This window comes from Variovorax sp. OV700 (assembly GCF_900099805.1).
In the GTDB taxonomy this organism is placed as follows: Bacteria; Pseudomonadota; Gammaproteobacteria; order Burkholderiales; family Burkholderiaceae_C; genus Variovorax.
The window spans coordinates 108691-128352 of record NZ_FNDR01000005.1 but is presented as its reverse complement, the minus strand read 5'-3'; the positions used below and the strand labels follow the sequence as shown (position 1 = coordinate 128352).

14 protein-coding genes and 1 pseudogene are annotated in these 19662 nt (G+C 67.5%); 6 read left to right on the top strand and 9 right to left on the bottom strand.

What is annotated here, in order from left to right:
- Position 1: 1 nt before the first annotated feature.
- From BLR24_RS13455 to BLR24_RS13445, 3 genes and pseudogenes are all read right to left on the bottom strand, one after another.
- Positions 2-958: an alpha-E domain-containing protein gene (locus BLR24_RS13455; RefSeq protein ID WP_093017596.1), complete on the bottom strand. Its 957-nt coding sequence runs from the start codon at positions 956-958 to the stop codon at positions 2-4.
- 43 nt (positions 959-1001) lie between these two features.
- Entirely contained in the window at positions 1002-2501 is a 1500-nt protein-coding gene (locus BLR24_RS13450) for a circularly permuted type 2 ATP-grasp protein (protein WP_093017594.1), read from the bottom strand.
- Between the two features lie 90 nt (positions 2502-2591).
- A pseudogene (locus tag BLR24_RS13445) lies at positions 2592-5041 on the bottom strand (DNA internalization-related competence protein ComEC/Rec2).
- A gap of 169 nt (positions 5042-5210) precedes the next feature.
- On the opposite strand from BLR24_RS13445, the gene BLR24_RS13440 reads away from it, so the two are divergent.
- From BLR24_RS13440 to BLR24_RS31040, 6 genes are all read left to right on the top strand, one after another.
- Entirely contained in the window at positions 5211-8756 is a 3546-nt protein-coding gene (locus tag BLR24_RS13440) for a transglutaminase family protein (protein ID WP_093017593.1), read from the top strand.
- 86 nt (positions 8757-8842) lie between these two features.
- Entirely contained in the window at positions 8843-11617 is a 2775-nt protein-coding gene (locus tag BLR24_RS13435) for a circularly permuted type 2 ATP-grasp protein (protein WP_093017591.1), read from the top strand.
- A 26-nt stretch (positions 11618-11643) separates the two neighbouring features.
- Positions 11644-12441 (top strand): basic amino acid ABC transporter substrate-binding protein, encoded by a 798-nt coding sequence (locus tag BLR24_RS13430; RefSeq protein ID WP_093018227.1) that lies wholly within the window; start codon positions 11644-11646, stop codon positions 12439-12441.
- Between the two features lie 15 nt (positions 12442-12456).
- On the top strand, positions 12457-13449 hold the full coding sequence (locus tag BLR24_RS13425; RefSeq protein ID WP_093017589.1) for a transglutaminase family protein: 993 nt from the start codon (positions 12457-12459) through the stop codon (positions 13447-13449).
- Positions 13446-13904, top strand: a complete 459-nt coding sequence (locus BLR24_RS13420) for a RidA family protein (protein WP_012748505.1) — start codon at positions 13446-13448, stop codon at positions 13902-13904. The genes BLR24_RS13425 and BLR24_RS13420 overlap by 4 nt, the downstream gene beginning before the upstream one ends.
- A 26-nt stretch (positions 13905-13930) precedes the next feature.
- Positions 13931-14311 (top strand): hypothetical protein, encoded by a 381-nt coding sequence (locus tag BLR24_RS31040; protein ID WP_254787273.1) that lies wholly within the window; start codon positions 13931-13933, stop codon positions 14309-14311.
- Here the strand turns inward: BLR24_RS31040 and BLR24_RS13410 are convergent.
- The 6 genes from BLR24_RS13410 to BLR24_RS13385 all read right to left on the bottom strand — a co-directional run bounded on the left by BLR24_RS13410 (position 14211) and on the right by BLR24_RS13385 (position 19645).
- Complete coding sequence (locus BLR24_RS13410; protein ID WP_093017587.1) at positions 14211-15236, bottom strand: LacI family DNA-binding transcriptional regulator; 1026 nt, start codon at positions 15234-15236, stop codon at positions 14211-14213. The two genes, BLR24_RS31040 and BLR24_RS13410, sit on opposite strands and share 101 nt — an antisense overlap.
- A gap of 124 nt (positions 15237-15360) precedes the next feature.
- Positions 15361-16344, bottom strand: coding sequence for a 2-hydroxyacid dehydrogenase (locus tag BLR24_RS13405; protein ID WP_093017585.1), 984 nt, complete (start codon positions 16342-16344; stop codon positions 15361-15363).
- 2 nt (positions 16345-16346) lie between these two features.
- The gene (locus BLR24_RS13400; protein WP_093017583.1) at positions 16347-17300 is read right to left on the bottom strand and encodes a sugar kinase; all 954 of its coding nucleotides are present in this window, start codon (positions 17298-17300) and stop codon (positions 16347-16349) included.
- Between the two features lie 12 nt (positions 17301-17312).
- Positions 17313-18056: a sugar phosphate isomerase/epimerase family protein gene (locus tag BLR24_RS13395; RefSeq protein WP_093017581.1), complete on the bottom strand. Its 744-nt coding sequence runs from the start codon at positions 18054-18056 to the stop codon at positions 17313-17315.
- Positions 18057-18812, bottom strand: a complete 756-nt coding sequence (locus BLR24_RS13390) for an amino acid ABC transporter ATP-binding protein (RefSeq protein WP_093017579.1) — start codon at positions 18810-18812, stop codon at positions 18057-18059.
- 35 nt (positions 18813-18847) lie between these two features.
- Positions 18848-19645, bottom strand: a complete 798-nt coding sequence (locus BLR24_RS13385) for a transporter substrate-binding domain-containing protein (RefSeq protein ID WP_093017577.1) — start codon at positions 19643-19645, stop codon at positions 18848-18850.
- Positions 19646-19662 lie beyond the last annotated feature (17 nt).

Sequence of the window (19662 nt, the reverse complement as noted above, 5' to 3'; positions counted from 1 at the left end):
TTTACTGCGCCGGAACCAGGAAGTCCTGGCTGATCCGCCCACCGAGCTCGTTCACGCGGTCCAGGAACTGCGTGAGGTACGCATGCAGTCCGGTCGCCAGAATTTCGTCCACCCGCGCGTACTGCAGGTCGGCCAGCAGTTTGCCGGCGCGGCGCTGGGTTTCGGCGCTTTGCTCGTTCTGCACCTTGGCGAGGTTGTTCACCACCTCGACCAGGCTCGCGTGCAGCGAGCGCGGCATGTCGGCGCGAAGAATGAGCAGCTCGGCCACGCGCTCGGGCTTGATCACGTCGCGGTACACCTTGCGGTACACCTCGAAGGCCGAGACGCTACGCAAGATGGCGCTCCAGTGATAGAAGTCGTACTCTTGGTCTTCTTCTGTGGCGGTGCCGAAGAACTCGCTGTTGAGGGCGTGAAACTTCACGTCCACCAGCCGCGCGGTGTTGTCGGCGCGCTCCAGGAAGGTACCCAGGCGCGAGAAGTAAAAGGCTTCGTCCTGCAGCATGGTGCCCAGCGTGACGCCGCGTGAGAGGTGCGAGCGGAACTTGACCCATTCGAAGAACTGGGCCGGATCTCGCTCGAAATCTCCCGCGCGCAGCATGCGGTTCACTTCGAGCCAGGTGGTGTTCTGCGTTTCCCAGGCCTCGGTGGTGAGCGCACCGCGGACCGCGCGTGCGTTTTCGCGCGCGGCCTTGAGGCAGGAGACGATCGAGGACGGATTGCTCTCGTCCTTGACCATGAACTCCATCACATCGTGGGGCGTGATCTGCTCGTACTTCTTGTTGTACGAGGGCAGCAGCTCGCTGATGGACAACACGCCCTGCCAGCCGTATTTGGCCACTTCGGCCGATTGGGGCAGGAGCGAGGTCTGGTAGTTGACGTCGAGCATGCGCGCGGTGTTTTCCGCGCGCTCGGTGTAGCGCGACATCCAGTAGAGGTGGTCGGCAGTGCGTGACAGCATCGTTTGTTCTCCTGATTCCTTGCTTGCTTGCTTGCCTGCTGCGCTAGGCCGATTGCGTTTGACTTTGCGACTGCGTCGCTTTCGGCTTGGCGCCGCGGTCCGCCTCGAGAATCCAGGTGTCCTTGGTGCCGCCGCCTTGCGACGAATTGACCACCAGCGAGCCTTCCTTGAGCGCCACGCGCGTGAGGCCGCCGGGCACCATCTGCACCTCGCTGCCCGAGAGCACGAAGGGGCGCAGGTCGATGTGGCGCGGTGCAATGCCGGCGTCGACAAAGGTCGGCGACGTGGAAAGGCTCAGCGTGGGCTGCGCGATGTAGCCGTCGGGCTTGGCAATCACGGCTTTCTTGAAGTCTTCGATCTCGGCCTGCGTGGCCGCCGGTCCGATCAGCATGCCGTAGCCGCCGGCGCCATGCACCTCCTTGACGACCAGGTCCTTCATGTTGTCGAGCGTGTACTGCAGCTCGTCCTTGTTGCGGCACATGTAGGTGGGCACGTTCTTCAGGATCGGCTTTTCGCCGAGATAGAACTCGACCATCTTGGGCACGTAGGGGTAGATCGACTTGTCGTCGGCCACGCCGGTACCCACCGCATTGCAGATGACGACGTTGCCGTCGCGGTAGGCGCGCATCAGGCCGGCGCACCCGAGCGTCGACGTGGGGCGGAACACCTCGGGGTCGAGGAAGTCGTCGTCGACCCGGCGGTAGATCACGTCCACGCGCTTCGGTCCACGCGTGGTGCGCATGTAGACGAAGTTGTCGCGCACGAACAGGTCTTGCCCCTCGACCAGTTCCACGCCCATCTGCTGGGCGAGGAAGGCGTGCTCGAAGTAGGCACTGTTGTACATGCCGGGCGTCAGCACCACCACCGTGGGCTCGGCCGTGGCGGCCGGCGCGCTGGCGCGCAGGGTTTCGAGCAGCAGGTCGGGGTAGTGCGCCACGGGCGCGATGCGGTTCTGGTTGAACAGCTCGGGGAAGAGCCGCATCATCATCTTGCGGTTTTCCAGCATGTAGCTCACGCCGCTGGGCACCCGCAGGTTGTCTTCGAGCACGTAGTACTCGCCGTTGCCCTGGGCGTCGGGCGCCCGGACGATATCGATGCCCGAAATGTTCGAGTAGACGTCGTGCGGCACGCTGACGCCCATCATTTCGGGGCGGAACTGCGCGTTGTTCAAAATCTGTTCGGCCGGAATGATGCCGGCCTTGATGATTTCCTGGTCGTGGTAGACGTCATGCAGGAAGCGGTTGAGCGCCGTGACGCGCTGCACCAGCCCCTTTTCCATGCTCTCCCATTCGTGGGCGGGAATGATGCGCGGCAGCAGGTCGAACGGTATGAGCCGCTCGGTGCCGGAACCGTCCTCGTCCTTTGCGCCGTACACCGCAAAGGTGATACCGACCCGGCGGAAGATCATTTCCGCCTCCTCGCGACGCGCCCGCATCACCTCGCCGGGTTGCTTCGCAAGCCATTGGTCGTAGCGCTTGTAGTGTTGCCTGATTGCAGCCCCCGCATAGGGCAACTGCTCATACATCTCATCGAATTTGTGCATGGAACGACCAATCTCCTTGAGCCATAGCTTAGCAAGTTCGAGGCCAGTGAAAGCCCTATGTTGGCGCGATTTCGGGTCCGGCGGGCGCCCTCAAGGCAGGCGGTGGTGCCAGTAACGGGCCTGGCGCTCCCGTTCGCAGCCGACCTCGGCCGGCGCCCGGCTGTGCCATGAAGCGGCGCCGCAGGGCACGTTTTCCACCAGCCGCACCCCGTGCGCGGCATAGCGCTCGACCACCTCCGGGGCCGGATGGCCGAAGCGATTGCGATAGCCCGCCTGGACCAGCGCGATGCGCGGGCGCACCGCCCCGAGCAGCACGTCGCTCGACGAGGTCTTGCTGCCATGGTGCGGTGCCAGCAGCACATCGGCCTGCAGCACCCCGGTTCGCGACACCAGCGCCGCTTCCTGCAGGCGCTCGATGTCGCCGGCCAGCAGCGCCGTGGCGCGGCCGTTGGCGACGCGCAGCACGCAGGAAATGGCATTGGGCTTGGTGAAGGAAAGATAGTCGGCGGCCACGGGATGGAGAACTTCGAAATCCACCCCGTCCCAGGTCCAGCGCTGGCCGGCTTCGCAACGCCGGGCCGGGCGCACCGACTGCAGCGGATGCGCGGCTTCGATCGAGCTCAGGAGCGCAGCCTGCGGCTGCATCGCGAGCACCGCGGCCGCGCCCCCGGTGTGGTCGCTGTCGCGATGGCTCAGCAGCAGCATGTCCAGGCGTTCGTCGAAAGCGCGCAGCAAGGGGACGAGCACGCGATGGCCGGCGTCGCTTTCGAGGCTGTAGCGCGGCCCCGCGTCGTACAGCAGGCTGTGCGTTGCGGTGCGCACGAGGACCGCGTTCCCCTGTCCGATGTCCGCGGCCAGCAGCTCGAACTCCCCCGCGGGCGGCCGGGGCGCCTGCCACAGCAGCACCGGCAGCAGGAACGGCAGGCCCAGCGTGCGCAGCGACCACGGCAGCCGCATGGCCAGCAGGACGCCGCCGGCCACCCCGCACGCTGCCATCCACGCCGGCGGAGCGGCCATGGACAGCGTGGCGTACGGCAATGCGGCCAGCCAGCGCAAGAGCAAGGCCAGCGCCTGGACCGACCATGCGGCGACGTCCCAGAGGGGCGCCACGGCAGTGCCCAGCATGGCCAGCGGCGTGATCACCAGCGTGACCCAGGGGATCGCAACGGCGTTGGCCAGCAGGCCCACCACCGAGACCTGCTGGAAAAGCAGCAGGCCGAGCGGCGTCAGCGCCAGCGTGATCACCCATTGCTCGCGAAAAAACGCCAGCAGCCGGGCCGCCGGTCCCGTCTTCTCGTCGGCCGCCCGCATGAAGCCGGTCGTGAACAGCACCCCGACCGCGACGAAGCTGAGCCAGAAACCGGCCTGCATCAGCGCCCAGGGATCGATGCCGACCACCACCGCCGCGATCAGCAGCCAGATGTGGGGCCACGGCCAACGACGCCCCGTGAGGCGCAGCAGCGCCGCGGTGGCCAGCATCCAGACCGTGCGTTGCGAAGGCACGCCCCAGCCGCTGAAAAGCGCATAGAGCCCGGCCAGGAGCACGCCGCCAACGAGCGCGGCCTGCGGTGCGGGAAAGCGCATCATCAGCCGCCCGCTGCGGCGCCACAGGGCGCCGACCGCATGCGCCGCGAGCCAGGCAAACATGGTGATGTGAAGCCCCGAGATCGACATCAGGTGCGCCACGCCGGTGGCGCGAAAAATATCCCAGTCGTTGCGCTCGATGGCGCCCTGGTCCCCGGTGACGAGGGCAGCGATCACGCCCGCCTGCCGAGGATCGGCGACGCGCTCGAAACCGCGTCTCGCACCGCTTCGCGCGCCCGTTCGAGCGGGTGCTGCCACGTGGCTTGCAAACGTGCCGGCGCCGCGTCGCGGGCGCCCGTTCGCACGTAGCCGCTGGCATGCACGCCCTGCTCCCACATCCACAGTTCGCTGTCAAAGCCATGCGGATTGAGATTGCCATGCGGCGCCTTGAGCCGGACCGTGAGGCGCCAGCGTTCGCCCGCGTGCAGCGGGGCGGCCGCGTCTCCCCTGGCCGCGGCTCGCCCTTCGGGAGCGCGTCCCCAGAGGCTGGTGTCGTCGCGATACCAGCCGAGTGCAACGCGTGCCGGAACACGCGGCGGCGATGCGAGGGGCTCATCGGCCCAGCGGGCCGACTCCACGTCGAGCCGAAACCGCGTACCGCCCTCGTTGCGCTGCGGCATCTGCGCCACCACGCCGACCACCTGCAGGTCTCGTCCTTCGATGGCCGGGTCCAGCGCGCCGCTTGCATAGGCAGCCGCCCGCCACCCTGCGAGCCCGCCTCCGGCGAAGGTTCCGCAGGCCAGGGCCACGATCACCGGCAGCCCGGCCAGCATGCGCCATGCACGAGGCCAATGAAATATCGGCCGCCATCGCCGCGAAAGCAGGGCCAGCCCCGCGAGACCCGTGAAGAACAAGGCCGCATAGGCACCCCCGCTCCACAGCCGTGCCTGATGCAACTGGCATGCGGCGCCGAGCAGCGTTCCGCCCAGCGCGGCAAAGGCCCACGACCCGGCCATGACGACACCGGACGCCCGCACCGGCGTCAACAACAAACTCCGGAACACATGATGCAAACCCTCCCAGGCCCGCGCTCAATGGCGCGTTAATTGCTTTGCTTCTGGGCTAGTATGCGTCTCACAAGAGACATCTTTTCGATGCAATCTCGCAGTACTGCACACAAAACGCATGTCCATTCACGCCGCACTCCACCACGTCACCCACTACAAATACGACCGCCTGGTGCAGCTGGGCCCACAGGTCGTGCGCCTGCGGCCCGCGCCGCATTGCCGCAGCAAGGTCATTTCGTATTCGCTGCAGGTCGAGCCGGCCGATCACTTCGTCAACTGGATGCAGGACCCGTTCGCCAACTACCAGGCGCGGCTCGTGTTTCCCGAGAAGACGCGCGAGTTCAAGGTCACGGTCGATCTCGTGGTCGAAATGGCGGTCTACAACCCGTTCGACTTTTTTCTCGAGCCGCAGGCCGAGAACTTTCCGTTCAAGTACACCGCCTCGCAGGCCGAGGAACTCGCGCCTTACCTCGTCACCGAGGAGCCCACACCGCTGCTGTCGGCCTACCTCGACAAGATCGAGCGCAAGGAACAGCGCACCATCGACTTCCTGGTCGGCATCAACCAGCAAGTCCAGCAGGACGTCAACTACCTGATCCGCATGGAGCCCGGCGTGCAGACGCCGGAAGAAACCCTCACCAACGGCAGCGGCTCCTGCCGCGACTCGGGCTGGCTGCTGGTGCAACTGCTGCGCCACTGCGGACTGGCGGCGCGCTTCGTCTCGGGCTACCTGATTCAGCTCACGCCCGACGTGAAGGCGCTCGACGGCCCGAGCGGCACCACAGTCGACTTCACCGACCTGCATGCCTGGTGCGAAGTGTTCTTGCCGGGCGCGGGCTGGGTCGGCCTGGATGCCACCTCGGGCCTCCTAGCCGGCGAAGGCCACATTCCGCTGGCGTGCACACCCACACCTTCGAGCGCCGCGCCCATCGAAGGCGGCGTCGACGAAGCCGAGGTCGATTTCGGCCATGAAATGAAGGTCACGCGCATCTACGAATCGCCGCGCGTGACCAAGCCCTACTCCGAAGAGCAGTGGGCCGAGGTGCTGGCGCTCGGCGACGCGGTCGATGCGCGCCTCACGGCCGGCGACGTGCGGCTCACGATGGGCGGCGAGCCCACCTACGTGGCCACCAGCGACCGCGACGCGCCCGAGTGGAACACCGATGCGCTCGGCCCCACCAAGCGCGGCTATGCCACCGAGCTCGTCCACAAGCTGCGCGCCGAATACGGCCAGGGCGGTTTTCTTCACTTCGGGCAGGGCAAGTGGTATCCGGGCGAGCAACTGCCGCGCTGGGCGCTTTCGATCTTCTGGCGCGCCGACGGCCAGACGCTCTGGCACGACCCCGAACTTTTTGCCGACGAACGCGTGCCCACGCACTACACGAGCGAAGACGCACGCCGCTTCACCACCGTGCTGGCACACAAGCTCGGCATCACCGAGCGCTACGCGCAGCCCGGCTACGAAGACGTTTATTACTACCTCTGGCGCGAACGCCGCCTGCCGGTCAACGTCGACCCCTTCGAATCGAAGCTCGACGACGAACTCGAGCGGGTTCGCCTGCGCCGCGTGTTCACGCAAAAGCTCGACGCCGTCATCGGCTACATGCTGCCGCTCGAACCCGCCAATGCCGATGTGGACGCCCCCGCGCTCGAAGGCCCTGGCTGGAAAACCGGCCCCTGGTTCCTGCGCGACGACCGGCTCTACCTGATCCCGGGCGACTCGCCCATGGGCTACCGCCTGCCGCTCGATTCGCAGCCCTGGGCCAGCAAGGGCGACTACCCTTACCTGGTCGAACGCGACCCGACCGCGCCGCGCGCAGCCCTGCCGAGTTCGTCCGACTACCGCGCACGGTATGCCGTGCCTGCCGGAGGCGGCATGGGCGCCGACCTCGGCACGGTGCCCTATGAATTCGGTGCGCCGCCCGTGGTGCCCGCGGCCGTGCGCATGCAGGCTCCGGGCGTTGGCGGCACCGCAGCTGCCGAAGCAGCCACAGGCGATGGCAAGGGCAAGACATCACCGGCCGATGCAGCCGAGGGCCTCAAGGCGCAGGCCACCCGCCAGCCCCTGCGCGGCGAATCGGCCCATTGGGTCACGCGCACGGCGCTGTGCGTCGAGGTGCGCGATCCGCGGCGCGCCAACGGCCCCGCAGCCGAGAAAAAGGGCAGTGCCTCGGGCGTGCTCTACGTCTTCATGCCGCCGCTCGCGCGCCTGGAAGATTACTTGGACCTCGTCGCGGCCGTCGAGGCCACGGCGCAGCAGCTGGGCATGCGCATCGTGATGGAAGGCTACCCGCCGCCGCGCGACCCGCGCCTCAAAATGCTGGCCGTCACCCCCGATCCGGGCGTGATCGAAGTCAACATCCATCCGGCCCACAGCTGGAAAGAACTGGTCGATCACACCGAGTTTCTCTACAACGCCGCATTCGAAACCCGACTCTCGGCCGAGAAGTTCATGACCGACGGACGCCACACCGGTACCGGCGGCGGCAATCACTTCGTGATGGGCGGCGCCACGCCCGCGGACAGCCCGTTCCTGCGCCGGCCCGAGCTGCTTGCGAGCCTCTTGCTCTACTGGCACAACCATCCGTCGCTGAGCTACCTGTTCTCGGGCATGTTCATCGGCCCGACCAGCCAGGCGCCGCGCGTGGATGAGGCACGCAACGACCAGGTCTACGAGCTCGAAATCGCCCTGAAGGAAATTGCCAGGAACCGCGAGATCCACGGCCAGAACATGCCGGCCTGGCTGGTCGACCGCACGCTGCGCAACATCCTGATCGACGTGTCGGGCAACACGCATCGCAGCGAGTTCTGCATCGACAAGCTCTACTCGCCCGACTCCAGCACCGGCCGGCTCGGCCTGCTCGAACTGCGCGCCTTCGAAATGCCGCCGCATGCGCGCATGAGCATTGCGCAGCAGCTGCTCATCCGCGCGCTGGTGGCGCGCTTCTGGGACGACCCGTACAAGGCCCCTGTCACGCGCTGGGGCACCGAGCTGCACGACCGATTCCTGCTGCCCACCTTCGTCAAGATGGACTTCGACGACGTGATCAGCGAGATGCGCCAGGCCGGCTTCGGCTTCGACGTCGACTGGTTTGCACCGCATTTCGAGTTCCGCTTCCCCTTGGTGGGCCAGGTGCAGGCCATGGGCGTGGAGCTCTCGCTGCGCAACGCGCTCGAGCCCTGGCACGTGATGGGCGAGGAAGGCTCGGCCGGCGGCACGGTGCGCTATGTCGATTCGTCGCTCGAACGCATCGAGGTGCGCGTGACCGGTCTGAACGAAAGCCGACACGTGATCACCGTCAATGGCAAGGTACTGCCGCTGCAGCCCACCGGGACCGTGGGCGAGTTCGTCGCGGGCGTGCGCTACAAGGCCTGGAACCCGCCCTCGGCGCTGCATCCGAGCATCGGCGCCCATGCCCCGCTGACCTTCGACATCGTGGACACCTGGATGAAGCGCTCGCTGGGCGGCTGCCAGTATTTCGTCGCCCACCCGGGCGGACGCAACTACGACACCTTCCCGGTCAATGCCTACGAAGCAGAAAGCCGGCGCATGTCGCGCTTCACCGAGATGGGCCATACGCCCGGCCTGATGCGCACGCCGCCGGCCACCATCGAGCTCGCGGGCAGCCGCGAATTCCCTTTCACGCTGGACTTGCGGCGCTGAGGCACCGGTATAAAAAGGCCGCAAAGGGACATTTGGCACATTGGCCGTCACACCACCCGTGACGGCAATGTGACAATCCATCCCCTGTGGAACCTTTGAACGAATCCCTGTTCGACGCCCAGGCACTGGAATTTCCAGCCGCCCTGGCGTCGGCGCTCGCCCCGGCCGCCCTGCCCGGCCACTTCGACGAGCTGCGCGGCGAGGCCACGCCCGCGGCACCGACGCGGCCTGCCGTGGGCATGCCTCCCATGGCGCCGATGGCGCCTTTGCTCTACGACGCCGCGGCAGAGCGCCCGACGGCGGTCCCAGGTACGCAGGCCCAATTCCAGACGCAGAGCCAGAGCCAGACGCAAACGCCGATGCCGGCTCCGGCTGCCCAGCAACCACAGCCTTCCAGCGAAAAGCCGCCTCTCACGCCCGCCTGGAACGCCTTCTTCGACCAGCTCGGCCAGGGCGGTTTCGGCGACCTGCCAAGGCGCGCGGTCAGCCTGGAGCGGCAAATCCGGGACAACGGCGTCACCTACAACGTCTATGCCGACGCCAACGGGCCGCAGCGCCCCTGGTCGCTCGACCTGTTTCCGCTGATCGTCTCGCCCGAGAGCTGGAGCCAGATCGAAACCGGTGTGCTGCAGCGCGTGCGGGTGCTCGACCGCGTCATGGCCGACGTCTACGGCCCGCAGCAGCTGCTGGCCGAAGGCCTGCTGCCCGCGGCGCTGGTGCGCGGCCATCCCGGCTATTTGCGCGCCCTGCACGGCGTGAAGCCGCCCGGCGACACATGGCTGCACATCGCAGCCTTCGACCTCGCCCGCGGGCCCGACGGCAACTGGTGGGTGGTCTCGCAGCGCACACAGGCGCCCTCGGGGCTGGGCTACCTGCTGGAGAACCGGCTCGCCATTGCGCGCCAGTTTCCGCAGGCCTTCGAGGCGCTGCACGTGCAGCGCCTGGCCGCCACCTACAGCGCCATGATGGACGGCCTGCAGAACATGTGCCCGGCCGGCGTGCCGCCGCACATCGCACTGTTGACGCCCGGCCCCTACAACGAGACCTACTTCGAGCACGCCTACCTCGCGCGCTACCTGGGCGTGACGCTGGTCGAGGGCAGCGACCTGACCGTGCGCGACCAGCGGCTCTATCTCAAGACACTGCAGGGGCTGCGGCCGGTGCACGGGCTCATCAAGCGGCTGGACGACCAGTTTCTCGATCCGCTCGAACTGCGTCCTGATTCCACCTTGGGCGTTCCAGGCCTGCTGCAGGCCATCCGCGCGGGCAATGTGCTGGTGGCCAACATGCCGGGCTCGGCGTTCCTCGAATCGCCCGCGCTGCTGGGCTTCCTGCCCGGCCTCGCGCGCCGCCTCATCGGCGAAAAGCTCAAGCTGCCGGCGCTGCCGACCTGGTGGTGCGGCGAACGGGCCGCGCTCGAGGCGGTGCTGCCGCAGCTGGGCGACTGCGCCATCAAGCCCACCTACCCCGGCTCCGACGGGCAGACCAGCTTCGACGCGGTGCTGGGCAGCCAGCTGAGCCGGCGCAAGCTGGACGAATGGGCCGGCCGCATCGTGCGCGAGGGCGAAGCCCACACGATCCAGAGCTATCTCCCGCTGTCGCAAATGCCCACCTGGGCCAACGACTTGGGCCCCGGCCACATCGCGCCGCGCGCGGTGCTGCTGCGCGTCTTCGCGGTGAGCGATGGCGCGCAGTCGTGGCGGGTGCTGCCCGGCGGGCTGGCACGGCTCGCAGGCCGCGATGCGCAAATCGCCTCCATGCAGCGCGGCGGCAGCAGCGCCGACGTATGGGTGCAGACGCATGGTGAGGTCGACCGCACCACGCTGCTGCAGCCGCACGCCACGCCGGCCTCGCTGGCGCGGCACCGCGCGCCCGTGACCAGCCGCGCTGCCGAGAACATGTTCTGGCTCGGCCGCTACACTGAGCGCGCGGAAAACGCAGTGCGCCTCGCGCGCCTCACGCTCAACCTGCTGGGCAGCGAAGACCAGTCGTCGCGCCCGCTGCTCGACTGGCTGCATCGCATGGCGCTGCGCAATGCGCTGGTGCCGGCCGGAGTGCCCAGTGCGCCGCAGTCGCGCCGCGTGTTCGAACGCGCGCTGGTCGCCGAGCTCGGCGATGTGGAGCGCGGCGGCAGCGTGGGCTTCAGCCTGCTCTGCATCCGGCAGGCCGCAGCCGCCGTGCGCGAGCGCCTCTCGCAGGACAACTGGAACCAGATCATGCGCGCCGAAGCCGAGTTTCTGCGGCGCACGGCCGAGCAGGCCGGCGAAGGCAGCTTTGCCACCGGCGCGGCGCTGCGCGCGCTCGAATCGGCCAGCACCGCACTCGCCGCCATGACCGGCGCCCAGACCGACCGCATGACACGCGACGACGCCTGGCGCCTGCTGTCGATCGGCCGCCACATCGAGCGCCTTGGGTTTCTTGCCAGCGCGCTCGAGGCCGGTTTCGAGGACGGCGCAGTGCATGAAGTGAGCGGCTTCGAAGCCATGGTGGCGCTGTTCGACAGCACCATCACCTTTCACGCCCGCTACCAGCAACGGCGCGACGTGGCCACGCTGGTCGACCTGCTGGTGCTCGATGCCGAGAACCCGCGCTCGCTCGCGTGGGTCACGCAAACGCTGCGCGGTCGAATTGCGCGCCTGGCCGGCAGCGCGCCAGGCAAGCTCACCGCGCTGTCATACGAACTGCCCGATCCGGCCACCTGGACGCTCGAGCATCTCTGCGCGGTCGGAGCCGACGCGAACTACCCTGCGCTGGCCGAACTTCTGGCCAATTGCGAGACGGCGGCCTACCATGTGTCCGACGCCATCGGCACGCGCTACTTCACGCTCACTTCCGAATCGCTGCGCTCCGTCGGAGCCTGATGACGCTCTCTCCCAGGAGGCAGCCCATGCTCGACAACCGCCGCTTCACGCTGATTGCCGCCACCCTTCTCGCCGGCCTTGCATTGGCTGGCTGTGGCAAGCAGGCGCCCGTAGCCACACCGACGGCCGCACCCGCTGCCCGCGTCTACGTGGTGGGCACCGATGCGGCCTACACGCCCTTCGAGACGCAGAACGACAAGGGTGACATCGTCGGCTTCGACGTCGACGTGGTGAAGGCCGTCGCAAACAAGGCCGGCATCGAGGTGAAGTTCGTCAACACGCCGTGGGAAGGCATCTTCAACGCGCTCGGCCAGGGCGATCGCGACCTGCTGGTTTCGGCCATCACCATCACCGACGAGCGCCGCCAGACCATGGACTTCTCGAAGCCCTACTTCGACGCGAAGCAGTTGATCGCCGTCCGCACCGATGCACCGGTAACCCGGTTCGAAGACATCAAGGCCATGAAGGTCGGCGTGCAGAACGGCACCACGGGCGACGAGGTGGTGGGCAAGCTGCAGGGCAAGTCGAGCGGCAACATCAAGCGCTTCGAGTCCACGCCGCTGGCGCTCAAGGAACTCGAAGCCGGCGGCGTCGAGGCCGTGGTCGCCGACAACGGCGTAGTGGTGCACTACCTCGCCAACAACACCAAGGGCGGCTTCAAGACGGTGAGCGATGCGTCCTTCCCGGTCGAGCACTACGGCATCGCGGTCAAGAAGGGCAACGCCGAACTGCTGGCCAGGATCGACAAGGGCCTTGACGACATCAAGGCCGACGGCAGCTACGACAAGATCTACGCAGCGCATTTCGGCAGCGCGCCGAAGTAGCCACAGAGAAACCCCATGCTCCTTCACGTCACCCACGAAACCCGCTACGAGTATTCGCCTCCGGTCGAAACGGCGCAGCACCTGGCCCATCTGAAGCCGCTGGCCACCGGCTCGCAGCGGCTCGTGAGCCACAAACTCGCCATCGAGCCGCAGCCCGCGCAGCGCAACGAGCAGCCCGACGTCTACGGCAACATGCGCGCATTTTTTGCGCTCGAATCCACGCACGACAGTCTCGTCGTCACCGCCGAAAGCGTGGTCGAAACCTCGACCCCGCTGCTAGCGCCAGGCATTGCGCTCGACATGCCCTGGGAGGCCGTGCGCGAGCGCTTCCGCTATCGCAAGGACGCCACCTTCGATCCGGCCTCGGAGTTCGTTTTTCCGTCGCCCTACGTGCCGCGCCACGGCGATTTCGCGGCCTATGCGCGCGCCAGTTTCGCGCCCGAACGGCCAACCTTCGACGTGGCGATGGACCTCACCGAGCGCATGTACCGCGACTTTGCCTACGACGCCGACAGCACCGAAATCAACACGCCCGCCGTGGAGGCCCTGGCGCAGCGCAAGGGCGTGTGCCAGGACTTCGCGCACATCATGATCGCCTGCTTCCGGGCGATGGGCCTGCCGGCACGCTACGTGAGCGGCTACCTCCTCACGCAACCGCCGCCTGGCCAGCCGCGGCTGGTGGGCGCCGATGCCTCCCACGCATGGGTTTCTGTGTACCTGCCCAGCGAAGACGAGGGCCCGGACAGCGCCGGCGGCTGGGCCGAATTCGACCCCACCAACGGCCGCCAGCCCGGCGAAGACTACGTCGCACTCGCGATCGGCCGCGACTATTCCGACGTCTCGCCCATGCGCGGCGTACTGCACGGCGGCGCGCGCCACACGCTCAAGGTGGGCGTGACGGTGCGGCCCATCGAAGAGCTGCGGACCCAGGCCGCAGAGGCGGCGCAGTCACAATCACAGACACAATCGCAGATTGAATCGCAACCCACAGACAAGGACCTCCAATGAGCGTTTACGACAAGCTTTCCAGCCTCGGCATCACCCTGCCCCCGGTCGCCGCCCCCGCCGCGGCCTACGTGCCTTTCGTGCGCACCGGCAACCTCGTTTTTCTCTCGGGCCACATCGCCAAGAAGGACGGCAAGGTCTGGGCCGGCCAGTTGGGCGCGAACATCGGCACCGAAGAAGGCAAGCAGGCCGCGCGCGCCATTGCCATCGACCTGCTGGGCACGCTGCACGCGGCCGTGGGCGACCTGAACAAGGTCACGCGCATCGTCAAGGTCATGAGCCTGGTCAATTCCGTGGGCACGTTCACCGAACAGCACCTGGTGACCAACGGCGCGAGCGAGTTCTTCGCCGAAGTGTTCGGCCCCGAGAAGGGCGCGCATGCGCGCAGCGCGTTCGGCGTGGCGCAAGTGCCCATGGGCGCCTGCGTCGAGATCGAGCTGATCGCCGAAGTCGGCTGACCGGCTCTGCGCAGGCAGCAACAGCCATGAGCGTGCAGGCCCTGCGCTCGTCCTTCGGCAACAACTGCCACTGGTGCGGGCTGCCGATGGACTTTGCGGAACCTCGCAGCGCGCCGGAGTCGGCCACCATCGAGCACCTGAACGATTCGACACTGGGCGGCGTCCGCAAGCAGAAGCACCGGCGGCTTGCCCACGCGATCTGCAACCAGACCCGAAACGAGTTCAAGCTGCAGGCCGAACGCGGTTTCCAGCGCTGGATTGCCGAGCGCGTCGAGGCGGGCCTCGCCTCCGCCGCGAATCAGCCCGTCATGCCGGCCGGGACGAGCCCCGCACCACCAGTTGTCCCGGCAGCAGCAGTTGCCGCGGCGCTGCATCCAGCCCCTGCAGCCGTTCTATCAGGCAGGTAGCCGCCGAGCGGCCAATGGCGTCGGTCGGCTGCGCCACGGTGCTCAGGCCGGGCCCGATCAGCGAGGCCCATTCGGGATCGTCGAAGCCGACGAAGCCCAGGTCTTGTCCAAACTGCCAGCCCAGCCGCGCCATCGATTGCGCGATGCGCAGCGTGACCACGGCGTTGCCAGCGACCACCGCCGCCCGGCGCCCCCTTTTTGCGCGCTGCCGCAGCAAGCGCAAGGCTACGTCGAGCGCATCGCCGTCGTCTTCGACGCTCTCGAACACCTCGCCCGCCACCCGCGGCTCGTGCGCGGCCACGCAGGCACCGAAGGCGGCCGTGCGTTCGCGCCGCGAACTCACGCCCTTCTGCGGCTCGGTCACGTAGAGCAGTTCGCGAAAGCCACCTTCGACCAGGTGGCCGCAGGTGTCGCGCATGGCCGAATGGTTGTCGAGCGCCACGAAGTCGGTGTGCATGCCGGCGTGGCGACGGTCGACCAGCACCGCTGGCTTGCCGTGCAGCGTGACCGCGTCGACCACGTTGCTGCCGCGGCCCAGCGTGTTGAGGATGAAGCCGTCGACCTGGTAGCCCGCGAGCGCATTGATGGCCTCGCGCTCGCGTTCGCTCTCGTTGCCCAGGTTGAACAGCATCACGAGGTAACCCGCTTCCTGGCAGGCCTTCTCGGCGCCGCGCAGCACCGCCACCGAATAGGGGTTGGTGATGTCCGCCACGATCAGACCGATGAGCCGCGAGCGTCCATGGCTCAGCGCCTGCGCCATCGGGCTGGGCGTGTAGGCCAGCTTGGCGATGGCCGCCTCCACGCGCGCCGCGATGTCGCGGCTCAGGAGCCGGTCGCGGTGGTTGAGAAAGCGCGAGACAGTGGCCTTGGAAACGCCCGCCGCCTCGGCGACGTCGGCGATGGTGGCGCGGCCCGCCGGGTTCATGGATCTGCTCCTTCCCCCTCCGGGGGAAGGCTGGGATGGGGGCAGGCAGAGCGTCCGATGGATACGCCGCTTGCCCCCACCCCTGCCCTCCCCCGGAAGGGGAGGGAGAAAATCCTCTGCGGGTTCATGCAGTCGCCGTGTCGTACGGCGCCGTCGGCTTCTCGCCGGCCAATACCTGCAGCAGGTTGGTGGTTGCCAGTTCCGCCATGGCATGCCGCGTCTCGTGCGTGGCCGATCCGATGTGCGGCAGCGGCGTCACGCGCGGATGGGTGCGCAAGGGCGAATCGGCCGGCAGCGGCTCCTTCGCGAACACGTCCAGGCCCGCCGCGCGCAGCGTGCCGTGATCAAGTGCGTGGAGCAAGGCGGCTTCGTTCACCGTGGCACCGCGGCCGCCGTTGATGAAGGCCGCTCCGGGCTTCATACGCGCGAAGAAGGCGGCGTCGATCATGCCGCGCGTCGCGTCGGTCAACGGCAGCATCGCCAGCACGATGTCCGAACGCGCGAGCAGTTCGTCCAGGGGCGTATGCGTGGCGCGGTCCTGCAGCTCGGGCGCCTGCGTGGCCAGGTCGACCGGCCGGCGCGAGTGATAGAGCACCGGCATGCCGAAGCCCAGCGCGCCGCGGCGCGCCACGGCCTGGCCGATGCGCCCGAAGCCGAGAATGCCCAGCGTCTTGCCATGCACGTCGGTGCCGAAGAGTTCGTCGCCGATGTTCTTCGTCCACCGGCCTTCGCGCACGAGGTTCGAAAGCTCGACCACGCGGCGCTGCGTGGCCATCAGGATCGCGAACACCGTGTCGGCCACCGTTTCGGTCAGCACGTCGGGCGTGTGGCACAGCACGACGCCGCGCTTATGCAGTTCCGCCAGCGCGTAGTTGTCGACGCCGACCGATATGCTCGAAATCACCTCGAGCGCGGGCGCCGCGTCGAGCAGCGCCGCATCGACCGTGTGGCTCGCGCCGATGAGCCCGTTCGCGGTGCGCAGCGCGGCCGCAAAAGCTTCCGGCTCCTTGCGCGGATCGGCCACGGTCACATGGTGCGCGGCCTGAAGGCGCGCCAGCTGGTCTTCGGGCAACGGGCGAAAGACAAGCACGTTCTTTTTCGTCGTCATGGTCAGAATCCTGCTTCTTCGAGTTGTGCGCGGGTGGGCAAGCCTTCAGTGTCGCCCAGAACCTGCACGGCGCGCGCGCCGATCCAGGCGCCGCGGCGCACGGCCTCGGGCACGCTCCTGCCTTCGAGCAATGCGCTCACCACGCCGGCCGCGAAGCCGTCGCCCGCCCCCACGGTGTCGATCACTTCCTTCACCGGAAAGCCATCGACGCGGCCGGTACCGGCCACGTCGCTGTCGTAATAGGCGCCTTCGGCACCAAGCTTGACGACCACCAGCTTCGCACCGCGCTCACGGTAGAAGCGCGCCACGTCTTCAGGTTTGGTGTGGCCCGTGAGCAGCAAGCCCTCCTCGATGCCGGGCAGCACCCAGTCGGCACGCGAGGCCAGCTCGTTGACCCAGTGGCGCATGGTCTCGGTCGAAGACCACAGCGTGGGCCGCAGGTTGGTGTCGAACGAGATCGTGCGGCCGGCCGCGCGCATCACGTCCATGCTCTTGAGCGCGGCCTGCAGGCTGCTGTCGGAGATGGCCGGGAACACGCCCGTGGCATGCAGGTGGCGCGCCGAACGCAGCCAGGCTTCATCGACGTCGGCCGGGCCCATCTGGCTGGCGGCCGAACCCTTGCGGTGGTATTCGACGGGCGGGTCGCTGCCATCGGTGACGCGGCCTTTGAACTGGAAACCCGTGCGCTGCGACGGATCGCAAATGACGTGCGAGCAGTCGATGCCCTCGGCCTTCATCGCGGCGATCAGATAGCGCCCCATCGAGTCGGTGCCGAGCCGGCTGGCCCAGCCCACCTTGAGGCCCAGGCGCGCAAGGCCGATGGCCACGTTGGTCTCGGCACCGGCCGTGCGCTTGTGGAACGCCTCTGCGTTTTCCAGCGGACCGGGCCGGTCGGCCACCAGCAGCAGCATGGCTTCGCCGAACAGGGCAACGTCGAAAGCGGTGGGTTCTGTCATGTGTGGTTCTGCTTACGCCCGTGCGGCGCGGATGAAGTCGATTTGCGTGCGCGTGGCAGCCAGCAGGTCGTCACCCGCCAGCGGGTATTCGATGGCGTGCGGCACGTCGGCCGGCAGCGCGCGCAATACGGCGCGCCATGGCGCGGCGGAGTCGCCCAGCGGCACCGCCACCCACTTGTGCGGCAGGCGCTGCGCGCCCTTGCAATGCACGTAGCGCACGCGGCGGCCCAGCACCTCTGCGGCCTGCAAGGGGCACTCGCCGACCCAGTGCCAGTTGCCCATGTCGAAGGTCATGCCCAGCTCGACGCCGGCCCGATCGGCCGCATCGAAGAAAGCCTGCAGCGCGGGCAGCGTGCCGGCGCGCACGGTCTGGTCGTTCTCGATTAGCAGCTCGACGCGGGTTTGCGACAGTTCCACCTTCAGGCCCCAGAGCGAGCCGTGCGAAGAAGGCTGGAAATCGCCGATGGACATCTTGAGCCGCTTGGCGCCGACGCGCGTCGCTGCGGCGATGCCGCGCTTGAGCGCGGCGCTGTCGAGCCAGCCGCCTTCGGCCCAGAGGCCTTCGGGGCTGGAGTACACGGAGGCGAGACCCTTCAGCGCGGGCAGTTCCGCATCCGCATCACGCAGCATCTCGCCACGCACTTCAACGGAAACGGCGCCCGCTGCCAATGCCAGCTGCGCGCACCAGAGCTGGCCGTGCCGCCCCACCTCGGCCGCGCCGAAGGACGACAGGGAAATCAGAACGGAAAAGGACATTCAGTGTGCTTGGTGGGAGCTGAGGATCTGGCCGAGGAATTGTCGTGTCCTTTCGTCCTTTGGATTGCCGAAGAACTCGGCGGGCGCCGCCTGCTCGACGATCTTTCCGTCGGCCATGAAGATCACCCGGTCGGCCACGCTGCGGGCAAAGCCCATTTCGTGCGTCACGCACAGCATGGTCATGCCGTCTTCGGCCAGGCCGATCATGGTGTCGAGCACTTCCTTGACCATCTCGGGGTCGAGCGCCGAGGTGGGCTCGTCGAACAGCATGATCTTGGGCGTCATGCACAGCGCGCGCGCAATCGCCACGCGCTGTTGCTGGCCGCCCGAGAGCTGGCTCGGGTACTTGTGGGCCTGCTCGGGAATGCGCACGCGCGCGAGGTACTTCATGGCCACCTCTTCGGCCTGAGCCTTGGTCATGCCGCGCGAGCGCATTGGCGCGAGCGTGCAATTTTCCAGGATGGTGAGGTGCGGGAACAGGTTGAACTGCTGGAACACCATGCCGACCTCGGCGCGCACCGCGTCCACGTTCTTGCCGCCGGCCGTGAGGTCGATGCCATCGACCACGATGCGGCCCTTCTGCACCGTCTCGAGCCGGTTGATGCAGCGGATGAGCGTGGACTTGCCCGAACCCGAAGGCCCGCAGATCACGATGCGCTCGCCCTGGCGCACCGACAGGTCGATGCCGGTCAACACCTGGAATTCACCGTACCACTTGTTGACCGCTTCCATGCGGATGATCGATTCCGTCGTCATGCCAGGATTCCTCGTTTTTCTTCAGCCTTGGCGGCTTACTGCATCTTGGGCAAGTCGGCCTGCAGCCACTTCTGGTAGAGCTTGTTCAGCTCGCCGTTGGCGGTGTTCCTGGCGACGAACTCGTTGACTGCCTTGTGCAACTCTTCCTGGCCCGGACGCATCGCGATGCCCATCGATTGCTGCACCAGCGTGAACTTGTTTTCATAGGTGCCGGCGGGCACGCGCTTGGCGATTTGCGCCGCCACCGTCACCGAGCAGCCGATGGCATCTACCTGGCCGGAGATCAGCGCCTGCATGGCCGAGGCGTCGTCGTCGAAGCGGCGGATCTCGGTGCCTTCCGGCGCGGCCTTGGTCACGGCCACGTCTTGCGTCGAGGCGCGGGCCACGCCCACGCGCAGGCCCTTCAGGTCGCCCGCCGCTTTGATGGGCGTCTTGGTGGCGCCATACAGCACGATGGTCGCGGCCGCGTAGGGCTGCGAGAACTGCACCTGCTTGGCGCGCTCGGGCGTGATGGCCAGCGAGGCGACCAGCACGTCGACCTTGTTGGTCAGCAGGAAGGGAATGCGGTTCGGGCCGGTCACCGGCACGATGTTGGCCTTGACGCCCCAGTCCTTGGCCAGCAGCTTGGCGACGTCGGCGTCATAGCCGTCGGGCTGGTTCTGCGCATTGGTGGTGCCGTAGGGCGGAAAATCGACCAGCATGCCGATGGTGATCTCGCCCTTCTTCTTGATGTCGGCGACGGACTGTGCCGAGGCAAAGGGGGCGAACACGGTGAGCGCGGCGCCAAGGCCGAGGGCTGCCAGCGCAACGCGGCGGGTGGTGGTACGGGTCATGGGGATGTGTCTCCGGA

Coding starts and splice junctions, on each gene's coding strand:
- BLR24_RS31040 (WP_254787273.1), top strand. CDS start 13,931: ATGAGCGTGCAGGCCCTGCGCTCGTCCTTCGGCAACAACTGCCACTGG.
- BLR24_RS13425 (WP_093017589.1), top strand. CDS start 12,457: ATGCTCCTTCACGTCACCCACGAAACCCGCTACGAGTATTCGCCTCCG.
- BLR24_RS13405 (WP_093017585.1), bottom strand. CDS start 16,344: ATGACGACGAAAAAGAACGTGCTTGTCTTTCGCCCGTTGCCCGAAGAC.
- BLR24_RS13430 (WP_093018227.1), top strand. CDS start 11,644: ATGCTCGACAACCGCCGCTTCACGCTGATTGCCGCCACCCTTCTCGCC.
- BLR24_RS13385 (WP_093017577.1), bottom strand. CDS start 19,645: ATGACCCGTACCACCACCCGCCGCGTTGCGCTGGCAGCCCTCGGCCTT.
- BLR24_RS13440 (WP_093017593.1), top strand. CDS start 5,211: ATGTCCATTCACGCCGCACTCCACCACGTCACCCACTACAAATACGAC.
- BLR24_RS13420 (WP_012748505.1), top strand. CDS start 13,446: ATGAGCGTTTACGACAAGCTTTCCAGCCTCGGCATCACCCTGCCCCCG.
- BLR24_RS13395 (WP_093017581.1), bottom strand. CDS start 18,056: ATGTCCTTTTCCGTTCTGATTTCCCTGTCGTCCTTCGGCGCGGCCGAG.
- BLR24_RS13410 (WP_093017587.1), bottom strand. CDS start 15,236: ATGAACCCGGCGGGCCGCGCCACCATCGCCGACGTCGCCGAGGCGGCG.
- BLR24_RS13450 (WP_093017594.1), bottom strand. CDS start 2,501: ATGCACAAATTCGATGAGATGTATGAGCAGTTGCCCTATGCGGGGGCT.
- BLR24_RS13390 (WP_093017579.1), bottom strand. CDS start 18,812: ATGACGACGGAATCGATCATCCGCATGGAAGCGGTCAACAAGTGGTAC.
- BLR24_RS13455 (WP_093017596.1), bottom strand. CDS start 958: ATGCTGTCACGCACTGCCGACCACCTCTACTGGATGTCGCGCTACACC.
- BLR24_RS13400 (WP_093017583.1), bottom strand. CDS start 17,300: ATGACAGAACCCACCGCTTTCGACGTTGCCCTGTTCGGCGAAGCCATG.